This window comes from [Actinomadura] parvosata subsp. kistnae (assembly GCF_900323885.1).
Classification (GTDB): Bacteria; Actinomycetota; Actinomycetes; order Streptosporangiales; family Streptosporangiaceae; genus Nonomuraea; species Nonomuraea composti.
Window position 1 is genome coordinate 710,218 of the sequence record NZ_OOHJ01000015.1, and the last position, 17,484, is coordinate 727,701.

A 17,484-nucleotide genomic window follows, 5' to 3' on the forward strand; every position below is an offset into this window, starting at 1 on the left:
ACTATGGCGAAGACCCAGGTAGGCGCATCGGGCGCAGGGCCTAGGCAATTGGGCCTAAGGCCTTGCCGGTTTCTTCGGCATGCGGGCCTCGATGCCGTCGAGCATCAGCTCCAGCCCGTACGCGAAGCGGTCCTCGCCGTCGCCGGCGGTCAGGTCGGCCACGTGCGCCTGGAGGTACGGGAAGCGCTCGGCCGGCAGCGCCCGGTAGTAGGCGCTGATCTGCCCGACGAACGCCTGGAAGTACTCCTCCGGGCTGGACATCCCGGCCGCGCGCATCCGCGCCCAGTGCAGCGAGCCCTCGTAGGCGTCGCCGACGAGGTAGAGCGAGAGCCGGTCCATCGCCAGGGACGCCTCCGCCGGGGGCATGCCCGCCTCGACGAGCAGCCCGTAGGTGAACTCGCCGGCGCGCAGCGAGTTCTCCCCCGTCGGGATGTTCGCCAGCGCCGCCCTGGCCACGTCGGCGTGCTCGCGGAAGACGCGGTGGACCTCCAGGGAGTACTCCCGCAGCTGCTCCTTCCACCGGGCCGGGTCGGGCCGCTCCGGCAGGTGGATCTCGCTGAGCACCCGGTCGTAGATCAGCTCCAGCAGCTCCTCCTTGCCGGAGACGTGCGCGTACAGCGAGGCGGGGCCGGTGTCGAGCTCCTGGGCCACCCGTCTCATGCTGAGCGCGTCGAACCCCTCGTCGTCGAGGATGCGCAGCCCCGTCTCGACGATCAGCTCCTGGCTGAGCTGCCGCTTGGGCGGAGCGGGGCGGCGCGACTTGCGCCACGGGGGCGCCGGCACGTCACTGGGTTCCTTGGCTGCCATACGAACACTGTACTTGACACGAACGGTGTTCGTCACTAAAACGGTGTTCGTGAACGAACGCCGTTCGTTACCTAGAACACCGTTTTTTCAGGAGATGTCATGACAGTCACCGCCTCAGGGGCGGCCACCGAGGTCCAGCCGTACCGCTGGCGCTTCGTCGCCCTCTTCGTGATCCTCGCCGCCGAGGTGATGGACCTGCTCGACGCGCTCGTCACCGCGATCGCCGCCCCCACCATCCAGAAGGAGCTGGGCGGCTCCGACAGCCTCGTGCAGTGGCTCAGCGCCAGTTACACCCTCGCCATGGCCGTCGGCCTCATCACCGGCGGGCGGCTCGGCGACCTGTTCGGCAAGAAGCGCATGTTCGTGATCGGCGCCGCCGGCTTCACCGTCTCCTCGCTGCTGTGCGGCATCGCCGTCAGCCCCGAGATGCTGATCGCCGGCCGCGCCGTGCAGGGCCTGTTCGGCGCCGTGATGCTGCCACAGGGGCTGGGGCTGATCAGGGAGATGTTCCCGCCCGACGAGATGGGCAAGGCGTTCGGCATGTTCGGGCCCGTCATGACCATCTCCTCCGTCGGCGGCCCCGTGCTGGCCGGCTGGCTCGTGGACGCCGACCTGTTCGGCACCGGCTGGCGCATGATCTTCCTGATCAACCTGCCCATCGGCCTGGCCGCCGTCCTCGCCGCGCTGCGCTTCCTGCCCGAGTTCCGCCTGTCCAACGCCACCCGGCTCGACCTGCCCGGCGTCGCCCTCGTCTCCACCGCCGCGTTCCTGCTGATCTTCCCGCTCATCCAGGGCCGCGAAGCCGGCTGGCCGGCCTGGACGTTCGTCTCGATGGCCGCCTCCGTCGTCGTGTTCGCCCTCTTCGGCCGGTACGAGTCCCGCCGGGCCCGCTCCGGCCGCGACCCCCTCGTCACCCCCACCCTGTTCCGCAAGCGCTCCTTCGTCGGCGGCCTCGTCGCCGGCCTCGCCTTCTTCTCCGCCCTGACCGGCTTCGGCGTCGTCTTCAGCTTCTACACGCAGGCCGGGCTCGGCTTCACCCCCCTCCAGGCCGGCCTGGCCGCGCTCCCGCAGGCCCTCGGCGGCGTCGCCGGCTTCGGCCTGGCCATGAGCGGCCTGCAGCAGAAGCTCGGCCGCGGCCTCATGCAGATCGGCACCGTCGTCATGGCCGCCGGCGCCGCCGTCCTCGCCCTCACCATCCACCTCGCCGGGCTCGACGTCGGCACCTGGCAGCTCGCCCCCGGCCTCGCCCTCGTCGGCATCGGCATGGGGCTCACCATGGCGCCGTTCTTCGACATCGTCCTCGCCGGCGTCGAACCCCACGAAACCGGCTCCGCCTCCGGCACCCTCACCGGCGTGCAGCAACTCGGCGGCGCCTTCGGCACCGCCGTCCTCGGCACCCTCTTCTTCAACCTGCTGGCCGACCAGTGGGAGTTCGGGGCGTCCATGGAGGTCACGGTCTGGGTCGAGGTCGGGCTGCTGCTGCTCACGTTCGCCCTGTCGTACCTGCTGCCCCGCCACGCCCGCCCGGACCAGCAGGCGCACGGCGCATGACCCCGCCCCGGCGGCTGCCTGCCGCCCAGCCGCCGGCGGCGGGCCCCACACGAGCACGTCCCGCACCCAGCGCGACCCGCCCGGCACCACACGCCCAGCGCCGCGCATTGCCGCGCGGGGCGGGCGGTCAGCGGGCGAGGTGGCGTTCGGCCCACTGGGTGATGTCGCGGCGCTCGATCGCGGCCGCCATCAGGTCGGGGAACGCGTCGGGGGTGCACGCGAACGCCGGGACGCCCATCGCCGCCAGCGCCGCCGCGTTGTCGTGGTCGTAGAACGGGGCGCCCTCGTCCGACAGGGCGAGCAGCACGATCACCTGCACCCCGGCCTGCGTCATCGCCGCCACCCTGCGCAGCATCTCCTGCCTGATCCCGCCCTCGTACAGGTCGCTGACCAGCACGAAGATCGAGTTGGCCGGGCGGGTGATGAGCCCCTGGCAGTAGGCGACGGCGCGGTTGATGTCGGTGCCGCCGCCGAGCTGGGTGCCGAACAGCACCTCCACCGGGTCGTGCAGCTGGTCGGTGAGGTCCACCACCGCCGTGTCGAACACCACCAGCGACGTCCGCAACGACCGCATCGACGCCAGCACCGCCCCGAACACGCTCGAATACACCACCGACGCCGCCATCGACCCGCTCTGGTCGATGCACAGCACCACCTCCCGCTGCACCGACCGCTGCCGGCGCGCGTAGCCGACCAGCCGGGACGGGACCACCGTGTTCCTGTCGGGCAGGTAGTTCTTCAGGTTCGCCCTGATCGTGCGGTCCCAGTCGATGTCGGCCACCCGCTTCGGCCGGTGCGTCCTGGCCGAGCGGTCCAGCGCCCCCGACACGGCCGCCCTGGTCTTCTGCGCCAGCCTGCGCTCCAGCTCCGCCACCACCCGGCGCACCAGCGCCCTGGCCGACTCGCGGGCCTGGTCGGGCATGACCTTGTTGAGGGCGAGCAGGGTGCCGACCAGGTGCACGTCCGGCTCCACCGCCTCCAGCATCTCCGGCTCCAGGAGGAGCCTGGTGAGGTTCAGCTTCTCGATCGCGTCCTTCTGCATGACCTGGACGACCGTGGACGGGAAGTACGTCCGGATGTCGCCCAGCCACCTGGCCACCCGCGGCGCCGACGCCCCAGCCCGCCCTGCCGGCGGTCCCCGCCCCCGCCGCCCTCGCCTCCCTGGTCGTAGACGGCGGCCAGGGCCGCGTCCATGCGCGCGTCCACACCCTCCAGCCCGACGCCGGTGCCGTCGGCCGGCCCGCCGCCGAGCACCAGCCGCCACCGCCGCATCCGCTCATCAGCCGCACTCATCGCCCCGCCCTCCACAGCCGCCCGCCGCACTCATCGCCCCGCCCTCCGCAGCCGCCCGCCGCACTCATCGCCCCGTCGTCCCTTCGCGCGTGCCGGCCTTCCCGAGGATCGAGAGCACGGTGGCGACGGCGGGCGCCGCGCGGCGCTCGTCCACGGCCTGCTCCCCCGCCTCCTCACCGCGGTCCGCCGCGCGCAGGCGCTCGCCGATGGCCCTGCGCTCGGGTGCCGCGAAGCTTCCGAACGTGCGGCGCAGCAGCGGCAGCACGTCCGTGAACTGCTCGCCCGACAGCCCCGTCAGCCAGCCGTCCACCAGCCCCAGCAGGCGCGGGTCGTGCACCAGCAGCAGCCCGCCGCCCGCCAGGAACCCCTCGACCCACGCCGCCGCCCGCGCGGGCGCCTGCCCCCGGGACATGGCCCTGGACATGCGGTCGCCGGCGTCGTCCAGCTCGCCGGAGTCCAGCAGGATCCTGGTGAGGCGGCCCTCGATGAGCCCGTGCAGGTCCTGCCGGTCGCTGATGCCCCGCAACGTGCCCAGCCACCGCCCCCTCGGCCCCGCGCCATGGCCGCCCGCGCCGTTGCCGGCATCGCCGCCCGGCCCGTTGCCGGCATCACTGCCCGCTCCGGTGCCGCCGCCGGTTCCGGCCCCCTTGTCGCCGCCGCCCGCCTCAGGGGCATCGGACAGGAGGGCGACGGCCGAGTGCACCGCGTCCACGTGCTTGAGCAGGTTCGCCGCCGCCTCGTCGTCCAGGCTCGTCACCGCCACCGGCAGCCCGACGCAGATGCGCTCCAGCATCGAGCGCACGATCACCGCCAGCCCCTCCGCCGGCGTGCCGCGCACGTCGCCGTAGCGGTGGGCGCGCACCATCGCGGGCAGCGCCGCCATCAGGCTGGTGACGTCGGTGTCGAGCGCCGCCTTGGCCGACAGGGCCGCCAGCACGGCGGGCAGCGCGCCCGTCAGGTCAGCGAGCAGGCAGCGCTCCACCAGCGACGTCAGGTCGGCCAGCGCCGCCGACGGCTCCTCCGCCAGGTCCCTGGCCCGCTGCGCCGCCGCCGACGCCACGGTGGTGCCGAGGGCGGCGTGCTCGATGAGCGCGAGGTCGTGCTCGGGGCGCCACCGTAACGTCCACGTCTCCCTGAACGTGCCCTTGCCGCGCGCCTGCCCCGGCGTCCCCCACTCGACCCCGAGCAGCCCCAGCCGGTGCAGCAGGTGGCTGCGGTCGAGGTCGAGCGGCTTGCGCAGGTCGAGGTCGATCTCCCGGTCGAGCGCCTCCGGCTTGAGCTTGAGCCGCCGCTGCTGCTCGCGCAGGTCCCGCTGCAACGGCACCATCGGGGTGCCGTCGGAGACGTGGCCGAGCCGGTCGCCGACGACCATACGCCGCTGGATCAGCTCCACCGCCAGGTCGTCGCCCTCGCACAGCACGGCCCTGGCCGCCTCGGTGACCTCGCCGAGCCCGGCCAGCGGCCTGCCGCGCAGGGTGGCCAGGCCGTGCGCGAGGCGTACGGACTCGATGACGTGCGCCGACGACACCGCCAGCCCCTCGTCCCGCAGCACCCCGGCCGCCTGCGCCAGCCACCGCTCCACCGGCCGGTCCGGCGCCTCGAACAGGTGGTGGTACCAGCCCGGCGACGTGATGCCCGCGCCGTAGCCGCTCCACGAGGCCAGCCGCCCGTACGTCCACGGCACCCACGTCAGCTCCGCCTTCACCTTCGGCAGGCCGCGCAGGACGGCGTTGTCGGCCGCCGCGGACGGCAGCGGGCCGCTCAGCGCGGGCACGTGCCAGGCGCCGCAGATCACCGCGATCCGGCCGTATCCCTGCTTGAGGGCCGCGCGGAGGGTCTTGCGCATGTACGCCTCGCGCCTGGCCTCCCGCTCGTCCGGCACGTGACCCTCGCGAACGGCGGCCATGGCCTCCGCGATCACCTCGAACGGCGTGTCGCCGCCCCGGTGCTCGACGACGTCCTCCCACCAGCGCTCCGGGTCGTCGTACCCGGCCGCCGCGGCCAGCGCCCCGATCGGGTCCACCCGCATCAGGGAGCGCGCCGCCTCGTCGCCGGGAAAGCTCTCGTCCTGGTCACCGGCCGGGGATTCGGCGTCGCCGGCCAGGGTGTGGGCGGCGGGCAGGTCGCAGAAGCGGACCGGGATGCCGGCCGCCGTGCCGTACAGGATGGCCTGCCATTCGGGCGAGAAGACGGCGAACGGCCAGAAAGCGGCTCGCGACGGCGCGCCCGGCACGTGGGCGAGCAGCGCGACCGGCGGCTCCAGGCCGGGCGCGAGCGGGATCAGGGCGTCGGCCTCGGGCGGGCCCTCGATGAGGATCGCGTCGGGACGCAGCCGTTCGAGCTCCCGCCGCACGGCCCGCGCGGAGCCCGGCCCGTGATGCCGCACCCCCAGGATCGACACGCCGCCGCTCACCGGACCTCCTCCGCCGGAACGCCGCCCGCACGACCACCATCACGCACCGGAACGCCGCCATGGCGCGCCGGGACGCCGCTCGTCCGGTCGCCGCGGGGAGCGGGGGCGCCGTTCATGAGACCTCGCGGCAGGCGCGGTAGAAGTCGCGCCAGTCGGATCGCTCGCGCACCACCGTCTCCAGGTACTCGCGCCACACCACCCGATCCGACACCGGCTCCTGCACGACCGCGCCGACGATCCCGGCCGCCACGTCGGACGGGCGGAGCACCCCGTCGCCGAAGTGGGCGGCCAGGGCGATGCCGTTGGTGAGGACGGAGATGGCCTCGGCCGTGGACAGGGTGCCGCTGGGCGACTTGACCTTGGTGCGGCCGTCCTCGGTGACGCCCGCGCGCAGCTCCCTGAACACCGTCACCACCCGCCGGATCTCCGCCAGCCCCGTCGTCGTCTCCGGCAGCTCCAGGGAGCGGCCGAGCTGGGCGACGCGGCGGGCGACGATGTCCACCTCCTCCTCGGCGGTGGCGGGGACGGGCAGCACGACGGTGTTGAAGCGGCGGCGCAGCGCGCTGGACAGCTCGTTGACGCCCCGGTCGCGGTCGTTGGCGGTGGCGATCACGTTGAAGCCGCGCTGCGCCTGGACCTCGCGGTTGAGCTCGGGGATCGGCAGCGTCTTCTCCGACAGGACGGTGATGAGCGCGTCCTGGACGTCGGACGGCATGCGGGTCAGCTCCTCGACGCGGGCCACCCGGCCCTCGGCCATCGCGCGCATGACCGGCGACGGGGTCAGCGCCTCGAACGACGGGCCCTCCGCCAGGAGCCTGGCGTAGTTCCAGCCGTACCGGACGGCCTCCTCTGCGGTGCCGGCGGTGCCCTGCACGAGGAGCGTCGAGTCGCCGCTGATCGCGGCGGCCAGGTGCTCCGACAGCCACGTCTTCGCGGTGCCGGGCACGCCGAGCAGCAGCAGCGCCCGGTCGGTGGCCAGCGTGGCCACGGCGACCTCGACGATGCGGCGCGCGCCCACGTACTTGGGGGTGATGCGCTCGCCGTCGCCCAGGATGTACGTGGTCACCGCCCACGGCGACAGCTTCCAGCCCGGCGGCCTCGGCCGGTCGTCGTCCTTGGCGAGGACGGCCAGCTCCTCGGCGTACTGGTCTTCCGCGTGCGGGCGCAGAACGGTCATCGGGCAAGCTCCTTGTACATGTCAGCACGGAAACGCAGCAGGGCGGCGACCTGCTGGACGGGCTCGGCGGGCGAGTAGTCCTCGGCCAGCTCGAACAGGGCCGGGTCGATGTGCTCGCCTGCCAGCTTGACCAGCTCGCCGAGGTTCCACGGCTGCGTGGTGTGCACCTTCACGATCTTGTTGAGCACGGCCGTCGCCAGGCCCTCGCGCCAGAGGGACGACACGCCGCCGAGCACCATGATCAACTGGCTGTCGAGGTCATGGCCACGGACGAACCGGGCGGCCAGCTCCTGCTGCTCCTCCGGCGGGAGGGCTTCGAGCAGGTCGGCGATCGGGTCCCAGCCGAACATCGCCCGCGCCCACTCCGGGTCCTTCTGCAACACCGCGGCCCGGACCCAGGCCGCCTTCACCTCGGCGTCCCAGTCGGGGATCTTCATCGCCAGCAGCTCGTCCGGCGATCTCCCCCACACGGACAGGGGTGCGCGGGCGATGATCTGCTGCAGCCACCAGGCGCGCTCGCCGATGCCACGGGGCGGCTTCGGGCGGACGCCGTCGCGTTCCATCTCCTTGTCGCACGCCGCCGGGGCCTCGACGGCGATCACGTCACCACTGATCGTCACGCAGGCACGCACCCGCTCCGCCATGCGGCGGGACAGGCGGGAGGCGGGCAGGCGGGTGAGGAGGTTCGCGGCGGCCTGGCGGACCTCCCTGCGGCGGTCGTCCAGCGCCTGCTCCAGGAACGGCTCGTCCTCCATGCTCAGCCCGTCGGCCAGCACCTCCACGAACCCCGCCCGGTCGTCCGGCGTCTCACGCTCCCACGTGCCCTCCAGCAGCCGCCGCGCCTCGCCCGGGTCGGCCGCCCTGAGCGCGCTCAGGTGAGCGCGCCGGTCGGCCGCCCCGCCCAGCTCCCACGTCTCGCCCGTCGGCTCCTCCAGCAGGTACGCCCACGCGGGGTTGAGCCCCGCCAGCCAGCGGCCCCGCTGCCCGGCCAGCACCCCGAGATGCACCCTGATCGAACGGTCACGGCGACCGCGTTCCAGCAGCTCCGGCAGCACGTACGGGGGCACCCTGCGGCCGGTGGCCGCGGCGGCGGCCAGCCACTCGGGGATCAGCCTCTCGTGCTCACCGCCGAGCAACCGGCCCAGCCGCTCCGCCGCCCGCCTGCCCACCGCCTCCCGCTCCTCCCGCGGCGCCGCCTCCCTGCCACTCCCGCCGGAGCCGCCGACGCTCCCCCGGCCGCCGGAGTCGCCGGCGCCCTCAGGGCCGGTGGCGTGATTCGCGCCTCCGAGGTCGATGCCGTCCTCGGCGTCGCCGGGATCGATCGCGTCCTCGGGGCCGCCGGGGCTGCTGGGGTCGCTAGGGCCGACAGCGTCGATGGGGCCATCGCGGTCGTCAGTGCCGCCGCTGTGCTCGGCGCTGGTGTCGTGGTCGGCGCTGCCGCTGTGCTCGGTGCTGGCGTGGGCGCTGTCGCTGGGGGTTTCCGCGCGGCGGCCCGCGCGGCGGCGGGCCACCTCGACGGCCGCCGCTTCGAGCAGGTCGCCGCCAGGGTACGGCCTGCGGTCGGTGCCCACGAGGGCCGTGGAGGTCAGCTCGTCCCAGCCGGTCACAGGATCACCGCCGTATCGTCGTCGTCCCAGGTCGTCAGGGGGCGCAGGCCCTGCGGTGTCCACTCGGCCGCGACCGTCACCGGGTGTCCGCCGGAGACGGCGATCAGCCGCCAGGGGTCGTGCGCCCGGGGGTGGAGGGGCAGGCCGCCGAGCGACGTCCGCCCCGGGACCACGCCGGTGAGGACCAGCGGCCAGGACTCCGTCCACGGGTCCTCGGCCAGCGCGCCCGCCACCTCGTCGAGCGCCTCGTCGGGCGACTTTCCCGGTGGCACACCGGCGGAGGCGACGGTGTCGTGGCGGGCGGCCACCAAGGCGCGGAGAGGGGCGGCGCCCGGGTAGTAGGTGAGGTCGGCGTCGATGGTCGTGCCCGTGACCAGGGACGCGTCCAGCGGCTGGCCCTGCGGGGCGAACGACAGGACCAGGGCGGGCCGCCCCGTGCGGCGGCCCCGCAGCCAGACGCGGCGGGCCGTCAGGCGGTCCTGTACCTCGTCGCGCCTGCCCAGGACGTCCCAGTGGTCGCGCACCGGAGGGCCGGCCAGGACCTCTTCCCTGGTGACGGGGAAGCCGACGCGGATCAGGACGGTCTGGGCGAGCGCGTCAGGCAGGGCGGCCCGGCGGCGGTAGGCGATGGCGAGCAGGTTGACCAGGGCGTACTCCTCCAGGAGCCGGCCCGGCCAGCCCTCCTCCGCACGCACCCTGGCCAGCCGGGACACCAGGCCCGCCACGCCGGGCGCCTGGGCGTCGATGAGCCGCTTGGCCAGCCCGTCCCAGTCGTGCTCCTGCGCGCCCGCCAACCCCTGCCGCACCTGGTCGGCCAGCCACCGCTCCAGCTCGGCCAGCCCAGCCGCGACCCGCTGCTGCCGCACGGACTCGACCCGCCCGGCCAAGCCGCCCGATGTCCCCGCCCTGGCCTCCGCACCGGCACCCGCCTGCCGGCCCTCTGCCGGACCGCCCGCCTCCGGGCCGAAACCCGCCTGCCGGCCCTCTGCCGGACCGCCCGCGTCCGGGCCGAAGCCCGCCTGGCCGTCCCCTCCCGGGCTGCCCGCCTGGGCGCCGGCACCGAAGCCGGTACCGGCGGTGAGGGCCGCGCCCGGGCTGGAGCCCACAGCTCCGGGCGCGGAGTCAAGGTACGTGCCACCGATGCCAGCGCCACCAGCGGTGTCGCCGTCTGCAGAGGCGGCATCCAGACGGGCGGCCTCAAGGCGGGCGGTCTCGGCGCGGGCGGCCTGGAGGCGGGCGGCCGATTTGGCGGCGCGTTCGGCGCGGCCGTCCAGCCATTCCGTCACCCACTGCGGCGCCGCCGGTTGCTCGGGCACCCCGTCGGCCGACCACAGGAGCAGCAGCCCCAGTGCGTGCTTGCAGGGGAACTTCCTGCTCGGGCAGCTGCACCGGTATGCGGGCTCGGTGAGGTCGACGGCGGCGAGGTACGGCTTGGCGCCGCTGCCCTTGCACTCGCCGTACAGCACCGTGCCCGTCGTGCCGCGCAGCGCCCACTTGCCGGCAGCCGCCACCCCTTGGGCCGCCTTCTGGGACGAGGCGTCGGGGGCGAGGGCGAGCACCTGGTCGCGGCTCCACCGTTCAGTCACCCGCCGCAGACTAGCCAGTCCGACCGACAGTTCAGAAGCGGCCCGGGATCATGCGGTGAACGGGCCCGTAGACTCTGTCCCGTGGAGTTGCGGATCTATCCGGACGGCCCGTCCGTCGAGGTGCCCGACGAGGCGGCGGCCTTGAAGAGCGGCCTCGACGGCCAGCTCGTCCTCGACGGCAGCCGGTTCCTGCGCAGGGACGTCACGGGCGCCCCCGTCGCGTTCGTCGAGCGGCCGCCCGTCGCCGAGGCTCTCGACCTGCTCCCCCATCCTGAGGGCGGCTGGTTCAGGGAGACCTACCGGTCGCCGGTGACGTTCACGCCGGACGGCTACCCCGGCCCGAGGGCCAGCGTCACCGCCATCTACTTCCTGCTGCATCCGGGTGAGGAGTCGGTGCCGCACGTGGTCAGGTCGGCGGAGATCTGGCTGTGGCACCGTGGCGGGCCGCTCGACCTGACGATCGGGGACGAGACGGTGGTCCTCGGCCCCGACGTCGAGCGGGGGCAGGTCCCGCAGGCGGTCGTGCCGGGCGGCGTGTGGCAGTCGGCGCGCCCGGCGGGCGACACGGAGGTGCTGGTGAGCTGCCTGGTCTCGCCGGGCTTCGACTTCGCGGACTTCGACGCCTAGGGTCCGGCCCGTGCCGACCTCGCCCGAACCCTGCTCGATGTGGACGCGGTGGGCGGGCGAGTCCTGCGAGCGCCGCCGCCTGCCGGCGTGGAGGAGGCGCTGGAGCGGCCGGCGGGCAGCCGCCCCCTAGGGTCAGCCCTGCACGGTGGGGCGGATGACGATCTCGCCGATCTCCACATCCTCGGGCTGCTCGATGGCGAACGCGATCGCCCGCGCCACCGCCTCCGGCGCGATGGCGAGCCGTTCCATGTCCTGCCGCACCTGCTCGCGCACCTCGGCGTTGTCGATCCAGTCCGCGAGCTCCGTACGGACGTAACCGGGCGACACGGCGGTGGTCCTGAGGACGCCGTCGGTCGACTCCTGCCGGAGCCCTTCGAGCAGCGTGCGCACGGCGTTCTTGGTGGCGGCGTACACGGCCTGGGTGGGGACGATCTTCAGCCCGGACGTGGACACGGTGGTGACGAGGTGGCCGTGGCCCTGGCGGCGGAAGACGGGCAGAGCGGCGGCGATGCCGTGCAGGACGCCCACGAGGTTGACGTCGATCATCTGGGTCCAGCCGGCCACGTCGAGGTCGGCGACGGGGCCGGTCCGAGCGATGCCGGCGTTGCCGACCAGCACGTCGAGCCGCCCGTACTCGCTGGTGGCCAGGTCGACGAGCCGTTCGAGGTCCTCGCGGCGGGTGACGTCGGTGGCGCGGGTGACGGCGCGCCCGCCGGCGGCGCGGAGGTCGGCGGCGAGCCGGTCGAGGCGGTCGGTGCGCCGCGCGCCGAGGACGACGGCGGCGCCGCGCGCGGCGAGCAGGCGCGCGGTGGCCTCGCCGATGCCGCTGCTGGCGCCGGTGATGGCGACGACCTGGTCAATGATGGCAGGCATGTTCTTGAGCCCCCGATAGAGTGGACACGTGTCCGTTTAAGGACGCCAAAGCGGACACGTGTCCGCTTCAACGGCTCCCACCGTACCGGACACATGTCCGCTCAGCCAACCCCGTGAGGACCGATGAACCGACCCCGCCGCGCCGACGCCGCCGACAACCGCGAGCGCATCCTGGAGGCCGCACGGGCGGTCGTCGCGACCGCGGACGAGGTGCGGCTGAACGAGATCGCCAAGCGGGCGGGCGTCGGCCAGGGCACCCTCTACCGCCACTTCCCCACCCGGGAGCACCTGCTCGCCGAGGTCTACCGGCAGGACGTGGACGAGCTCGTGGCGACCGCCCCGCGGCTGCTCGCCGAGCACGACCCGGTCACCGCCCTGACCCGCTGGCTCGACCGGCTGGTCGAGTACGCGCGGATCAAGCACGGCGTGTTCGCCGCCGTCGAGGCGGGGGTCAGGAAGGACCTGTCCGCGCACAGCCTCGGCCCGATCGGGGACGCGCTGACCACGCTGCTCGACGCGGGCAGGGCCGCCGGCACGGTGCGCCCCGACGTGGACGCCCGCGACCTCATCCTCCTCGTCGGCTACCTGACCCGGCTGGAGCAGGACGAGTGGGACACCCGGGCCCGGCACCTCATCCGGATCATCCTGGAGGGGGTGCGCAGCCGCGGCTGAAGGCGGGTTTACCGCCGGCCCGCCGGGTGCAGTGGGCAGGGGCATGAAGACGTACTGATATTTCCGACCGGTAACGTCCTCATCGTCCCCCGCCGTCCGTACGAGGAGAGTTCGCATGATCCGCAAGGCCGTGATCCCGGTGGCCGGGCTGGGCACCCGGCTGCTGCCCCTGACGAAGGCGCTGCCGAAGGAGATGCTGCCGATCGGCGACAAGCCGGTCATCGAGCACACGATCCGGGAGCTGGTGGACTCCGGCATCGACGACATCACGATCGTCACCTCGGCCCGCAAGGACCTCGTCCAGCGCCACTTCGCCCCTGACGCGGACCTGGAGCGGGAGCTGCGCGCGGCCGGCAAGGACGACCTGGCCGGCGCGGTGGCGGAGCTGTCGTCGCTGGCCCACATCACGTACCTGTACCAGCGCGGCCCGTACGGCAACGGCACGCCGATCCTGAACGCCGCGCGGGTGATCGGCGACGAGCCGTTCATGGTGTTGTGGGCCGACGACGTGTTCGTGGCGGAGGTGCCGCGCGCGCAGCAGCTGAAGGCGGCCTACGAGGCGACGGGCGCGCCGGTGCTGGCCCTGATGCCGATGGCGGTGGAGGACGCCTCCCGCTACGGCGTGCCGATCGTCGAGGAGGACCTCGGCGGGGGCCGCCTGCGCATCTCGGGGCTGGTGGAGAAGCCGCGCCCGGAGGAGGCCCCCTCGCGGTACGCCGCGATCGGCGGGTACGTCGTCACCCCGGGGGTCGTCGCCGAGCTGGAGGAGGCCACGCGCCGCTGGCACGAGCACCCCGAGGGCGAGATCTACCTGACCGACGCCCTGCACCGCCACGCCGCGGGCAACCCGGTGTACGGGCAGGTCATCGACGGCACCTGGTGGGACACCGGCTCGCCGCTCAACTACCTGCGGGCGCAGTTCGCCGCGGCGCTGGCCGATCCGGTGTACGGGCCGGAGCTGCGCAAACTGGCCCGGGAGAGCTAGCGTCTACGAAAGAACTTACGAGGAGGGCAGCGGTGAGCCGACAAATCGTTTCCATCGTGGGCGGCAAGGACGCGACGGCCGCGAGCACGTACGAATCGATCAATCCCGCCCGCACGGGCGAGGTCGTGGCGCGGGTCGGCCTGGCGGACGCGGAGACGTTCGCGGCGGCCTGCCGCACCGCGAGGGACGCGCAGCGCGAGTGGGCGAAGGTGCCGGCGCCGGTGCGCGGCCGGGTGATCGCCTCCATCGGGCGGCTGGTGGAGGCCAACACCGAGCGGCTGGCCCGGCTGGTGACCGAGGAGATCGGCAAGCCGTACGCGGAGGCGCTGGGCGAGGTCAGGGAGATCGTGGACACCTGCGACTTCTTCCTCGGCGAGGGCCGCCGGCTGTACGGGCAGACGGTCCCGTCGGAGATGCCGGACAAGAACCTGTTCACCTTCCGCAACCCGGTCGGGGTGGCGGCGGTGGTGACGGCGGGCAACTTCCCGGTGGCGGTCCCGTCCTGGTATCTCGTGCCGGCGCTGCTGTGCGGCAACGCGGTGGTGTGGAAGCCCGCCGAGTACGCCGCCGCCTCCGCGCACGCCCTGTTCCGGCTGTTCACGGCCGCGGGCCTGCCCGACGGCGTGCTGAACGTGGTCTTCGCCGGCGGCGCCGACACCTTCGGCGGCCTGGAGCGGGCGCTCGACGAGGGCACGGTGCAGAAGGTGGGCTTCACGGGCTCCAGCGAGGTCGGCAGGAAGATCGGCGAGCTGACGGGCCGGCACCTGCAGTCGGCGTGCCTGGAGCTGGGCGGCAAGAACCCGATGGTGATCATGCCGGACGCGGAGCTCGACCTGGCCGTGGAGGGCGCGTTGTTCTCCGGTTTCGGCACCGCCGGGCAGCGCTGCACCAGCCTGGGCACGGTGATCGTGCACGAGAGCGTGCACGACGCGTTCGTGGAGCGGTTCGCGCGGGCGGTCGGCGCGGCCAGGATCGGCGACCCGACCGAGGACGTGCTGGCGGGGCCGCTGCTCGACCGGAAGTTCGCCGACCGGTACGAGGAGTACCTGACCTGGATCGAGCCGCATCACAAGGTCGTGACAGGCGCGACGGGCCGCATCACGAAGGACAACCCGCGCGGCGGCTTCGACGGCGGCGACGGGCTCTACTACCACCCGGTCGTGGTCGACGGCGTGCGGCCAGGCGACCGGCTGTTCATGGAGGAGACGTTCGGCCCGATCGTGGGCGTGACCTCGTTCTCCACCATGGACGAGGCGCTCGACCTGGCCAACCTGCCCGGTTACGGTCTGTCGAGCTCGATCTACACCACGAACCCGCAGCACGCCTTCCGCTTCCGCGAGGGCATCTCGGCCGGCATGGTCAGCGTCAACAACTCCACGTCGGGGGCGGAGGCGCACCTGCCGTTCGGCGGCAACGGCAAGTCGGGCAACGGCAGCCGCCAGTCGGGCATGTGGGTGCTCGACCAGTTCACCCGCTGGCAGGCGATGAACTGGGACCACTCGGGCCGGTTGCAGAAGGCGCAGATGGACGTGGCGGACATCGTCCCGGATCTGGACTTCCGCCTGGCATGAGCAAGGGCCCCCGCTCGGCGGGGGCCCCTGTTCAAGAAGGTCAGACCTGGCCGGCCTTCTCCAGGGCGGCGCAGCAGGTGTTCACCAGCAGGCGGGTGACCACGTACGGGTCGACGTTGGCGTTCGGGCGGCGGTCCTCGATGTAGCCCTTCTTGTCCACCTCGACCTGCCACGGGATGCGCACGGAGGCGCCGCGGTTGGAGACGCCGTAGCTGTACTTGTTCCACGGGGCGGTCTCGTGGTGGCCGGTCAGGCGCAGCTCGATGTCGGCGCCGTACTGGGAGACGTGCTCCATCGGCTTGTCACCCTCGCCGAGCGCCTCGCAGGCGGTGATGATGGCCTCGTAGCTCTCGCGCATGGCCTTGGTGGAGAAGTTGGTGTGCGCGCCGGCGCCGTTCCAGTCGCCGCGGGCGGGCTTGGGGTCGAGGGTGGCCTCGACGCCGTACTCCTCGGCCGTCCGGTAGAGCAGGTAGCGGGCGACCCACATGTGGTCGGAGACCTCGAGCGGGCCCGCCGGGCCGATCTGGAACTCCCACTGGCCGGGCATGACCTCGGCGTTGATGCCGGAGATCTTCAGGCCGGCGGCGAGGCAGCGGTCGAGGTGCAGCTCGACGATCTCGCGGCCGAACACGGCCTCGGCGCCGACACCGCAGTAGTAGTGGCCCTGCGGGGCGGGGAAGCCGCCCTCGGGGAAGCCGAGCGGGCGGCTGCCCTTGAAGAAGGTGTACTCCTGCTCGATGCCGAACCAGGACTCGTGGGCGGCGTACTGCTCGGCGACCGGGCGGAGCAGCGCGCGGGTGTTGCTGGCGTGCGGCTCGCCGTTGATCTCCTCGACCTCGCACAGGACCAGCTTGTTGTCGCCGCCGCGGATCGGGTCGGGGCAGACGAACACGGGGCGGAGCACGCGGTCCGACGAGTGACCCTCGGCCTGGTTGGTGCTCGAACCGTCGAAGCCCCAGACCGGAGGCTCGGCACCGTCGGCAAGGATCTTCGTCTTCGAGCGCATCAGAGCGGTGGGCTCGGTGCCGTCGATCCAGATGTACTCAGCCTTGTAGCTCACGGCGGTCCTTTCGGGGTTTTTCTCAGCCACGCCGAGTCTTACGGATGCCCGTTTCCCGCTTTTTGCCCGAATGTGAACGCCGTGTTAATCGGGACGCCTCTGGTTACTCAAGGGGCGAACCCGGCCAGCTCGGGCACCGTGACACCGCCGAGGATCGAGCGGGCCAGCGCGTCGCCCGTGTACGGCGCCATCGTCAGCCCCGCCGCCCCGAACCCCGTCACCACGTACAGCCCGTCCTGCCCCGGCAGCGGCCCGGCGATCGGCGCCTGCTCCGACGGCAGCGGGCGCAGCCCGACCCGCGTCTCGATGAGCGTGGCGTCGGCCAGCCCCGGCGCGATCCGCAGCGCGTCGGACAGGACCTGCCACTGCCCCTGCGCCGTCACCCGCGCGTCGAACCCGCTGCCCGTCTCCCTCGTCGCTCCGACCGCCACCCGCGAGTCGTCGAAGGCCACCATGTAGTGGTGCGACAGCGGATGCACCGACGGCCACCGGCTGGTGTCTACGCCGTCGAGGCGCAGGTGCGAGATCTGGCCGCGCTGCGGCTCGACCGCCAGGCGCAGGCCGCGCGGCTCCAGCAGCTCGTTGGCCCAGGCGCCGGAGGCCACCAGCACCGCGTCGCCCTCCAGCACCTCGGAGCCGACCTCGACGCGGGGCGGGCCCTGCGGGCGCAGCCTGGCCCGGCCGTGCACCTGCCGGGCGCCGTACCTGGCGGCGCCCTGGAGCAGCGCATCGCGCATGGTGCGCCCGTCCACCCGGCCGCCGCCGGAGATGAACACGCCCTCCAGGGTGGGCGCGAGCACGGGGAACAGGGCGCGCACCTCGTCGTTGCCGACGCGCCGCACCTCGCCGACGATCGGGCCGGCGTCTCGGGCACGCGCCTCGACGCGGGCCTGCGCCTCGTCCAGCCGGGCCGGGTCCTCGTGCACGAGCAGCTCGCCGTTGCGGCGATAGTCGGTACGCTCCACGCCCGCCTCTGCCAGCAGCCCGATGACCTCGGGGTAGTAGGCGGCGCCCGCCGCGTACAGGTCGTAGAAGGGCCCCTCCACGGCGGAGGCCCACGGGGCGATGATGCCGGCGCTGGCCGCCGTGGCCTGCCCGGCCGCGCCGGAGTCGACGACCGTGACGGCCGCGCCCCTGCGGGCCAGCGCGAAGGCGGCGCTCGCGCCCGCGATGCCGGCGCCGATGACGATCACATGCATGATCTCCTTCCTACCGCATCGGGCATGGGCCCCGGCCTGCCGGGTAGCACCAGCGGAAACACG

The 17,484-nt window shown here is 73.5% G+C and carries 13 protein-coding genes and 1 pseudogene; 5 read left to right on the top strand and 9 right to left on the bottom strand.

What is annotated here, in order from left to right; translation table 11 throughout:
• Positions 1 to 54: 54 nt before the first annotated feature.
• Positions 55 to 807: a TetR/AcrR family transcriptional regulator gene (locus KIS93_RS17915; protein ID WP_080036519.1), complete on the bottom strand. Its 753-nt coding sequence runs from the start codon at positions 805 to 807 to the stop codon at positions 55 to 57.
• A 99-nt stretch (positions 808 to 906) separates the two neighbouring features.
• Between KIS93_RS17915 and KIS93_RS17920 the strand changes: the two genes are divergently transcribed.
• Positions 907 to 2,358, top strand: a complete 1,452-nt coding sequence (locus KIS93_RS17920; RefSeq protein ID WP_155126393.1) for an MFS transporter — start codon at positions 907 to 909, stop codon at positions 2,356 to 2,358.
• 127 nt (positions 2,359 to 2,485) lie between these two features.
• Here KIS93_RS17920 and KIS93_RS17925 read toward each other — a convergent pair.
• The 5 genes and pseudogenes from KIS93_RS17925 to KIS93_RS65335 all read right to left on the bottom strand — a co-directional run bounded on the left by KIS93_RS17925 (position 2,486) and on the right by KIS93_RS65335 (position 10,434).
• A pseudogene (locus tag KIS93_RS17925) lies at positions 2,486 to 3,651 on the bottom strand (VWA domain-containing protein).
• A gap of 64 nt (positions 3,652 to 3,715) precedes the next feature.
• Positions 3,716 to 6,064 (bottom strand): DUF5682 family protein, encoded by a 2,349-nt coding sequence (locus tag KIS93_RS17930; RefSeq protein ID WP_080036517.1) that lies wholly within the window; start codon positions 6,062 to 6,064, stop codon positions 3,716 to 3,718.
• 112 nt (positions 6,065 to 6,176) lie between these two features.
• Complete coding sequence (locus KIS93_RS17935) at positions 6,177 to 7,241, bottom strand: ATP-binding protein (RefSeq protein ID WP_080036516.1); 1,065 nt, start codon at positions 7,239 to 7,241, stop codon at positions 6,177 to 6,179.
• Entirely contained in the window at positions 7,238 to 8,848 is a 1,611-nt protein-coding gene (locus KIS93_RS17940; protein ID WP_186404293.1) for a DUF5691 domain-containing protein, read from the bottom strand. The genes KIS93_RS17935 and KIS93_RS17940 overlap by 4 nt, the downstream gene beginning before the upstream one ends.
• Positions 8,845 to 10,434 carry an SWIM zinc finger family protein gene (locus KIS93_RS65335; protein WP_080036515.1) on the bottom strand — a complete coding sequence of 530 codons (1,590 nt, stop codon included), beginning with the start codon at positions 10,432 to 10,434 and terminating at the stop codon, positions 8,845 to 8,847. Before KIS93_RS65335 ends, KIS93_RS17940 begins: the two co-directional genes overlap by 4 nt.
• 81 nt (positions 10,435 to 10,515) lie before the next feature.
• Between KIS93_RS65335 and KIS93_RS17955 the strand changes: the two genes are divergently transcribed.
• Positions 10,516 to 11,061, top strand: coding sequence for a cupin domain-containing protein (locus KIS93_RS17955; protein ID WP_329607691.1), 546 nt, complete (start codon positions 10,516 to 10,518; stop codon positions 11,059 to 11,061).
• A gap of 132 nt (positions 11,062 to 11,193) precedes the next feature.
• Here the strand turns inward: KIS93_RS17955 and KIS93_RS17960 are convergent, their stop codons facing one another.
• Entirely contained in the window at positions 11,194 to 11,934 is a 741-nt protein-coding gene (locus KIS93_RS17960; protein WP_080036514.1) for an SDR family oxidoreductase, read from the bottom strand.
• 123 nt (positions 11,935 to 12,057) lie between these two features.
• On the opposite strand from KIS93_RS17960, the gene KIS93_RS17965 reads away from it, so the two are divergent.
• From KIS93_RS17965 to KIS93_RS17975, 3 genes are all read left to right on the top strand, one after another.
• Complete coding sequence (locus KIS93_RS17965) at positions 12,058 to 12,606, top strand: TetR/AcrR family transcriptional regulator (protein ID WP_080036513.1); 549 nt, start codon at positions 12,058 to 12,060, stop codon at positions 12,604 to 12,606.
• A 115-nt stretch (positions 12,607 to 12,721) separates the two neighbouring features.
• Positions 12,722 to 13,591, top strand: a complete 870-nt coding sequence (locus tag KIS93_RS17970; RefSeq protein ID WP_080036512.1) for a UTP--glucose-1-phosphate uridylyltransferase — start codon at positions 12,722 to 12,724, stop codon at positions 13,589 to 13,591.
• Between the two features lie 32 nt (positions 13,592 to 13,623).
• Positions 13,624 to 15,162, top strand: coding sequence for an aldehyde dehydrogenase family protein (locus KIS93_RS17975; protein WP_080036511.1), 1,539 nt, complete (start codon positions 13,624 to 13,626; stop codon positions 15,160 to 15,162).
• A 40-nt stretch (positions 15,163 to 15,202) separates the two neighbouring features.
• Here the strand turns inward: KIS93_RS17975 and glnII are convergent, their stop codons facing one another.
• On the bottom strand, positions 15,203 to 16,222 hold the full coding sequence (gene glnII / locus KIS93_RS17980) for a glutamine synthetase (RefSeq protein WP_080036510.1): 1,020 nt from the start codon (positions 16,220 to 16,222) through the stop codon (positions 15,203 to 15,205).
• A gap of 107 nt (positions 16,223 to 16,329) precedes the next feature.
• Complete coding sequence (locus KIS93_RS17985) at positions 16,330 to 17,421, bottom strand: NAD(P)/FAD-dependent oxidoreductase (protein ID WP_080036509.1); 1,092 nt, start codon at positions 17,419 to 17,421, stop codon at positions 16,330 to 16,332.
• Positions 17,422 to 17,484: the final 63 nt, after the last annotated feature.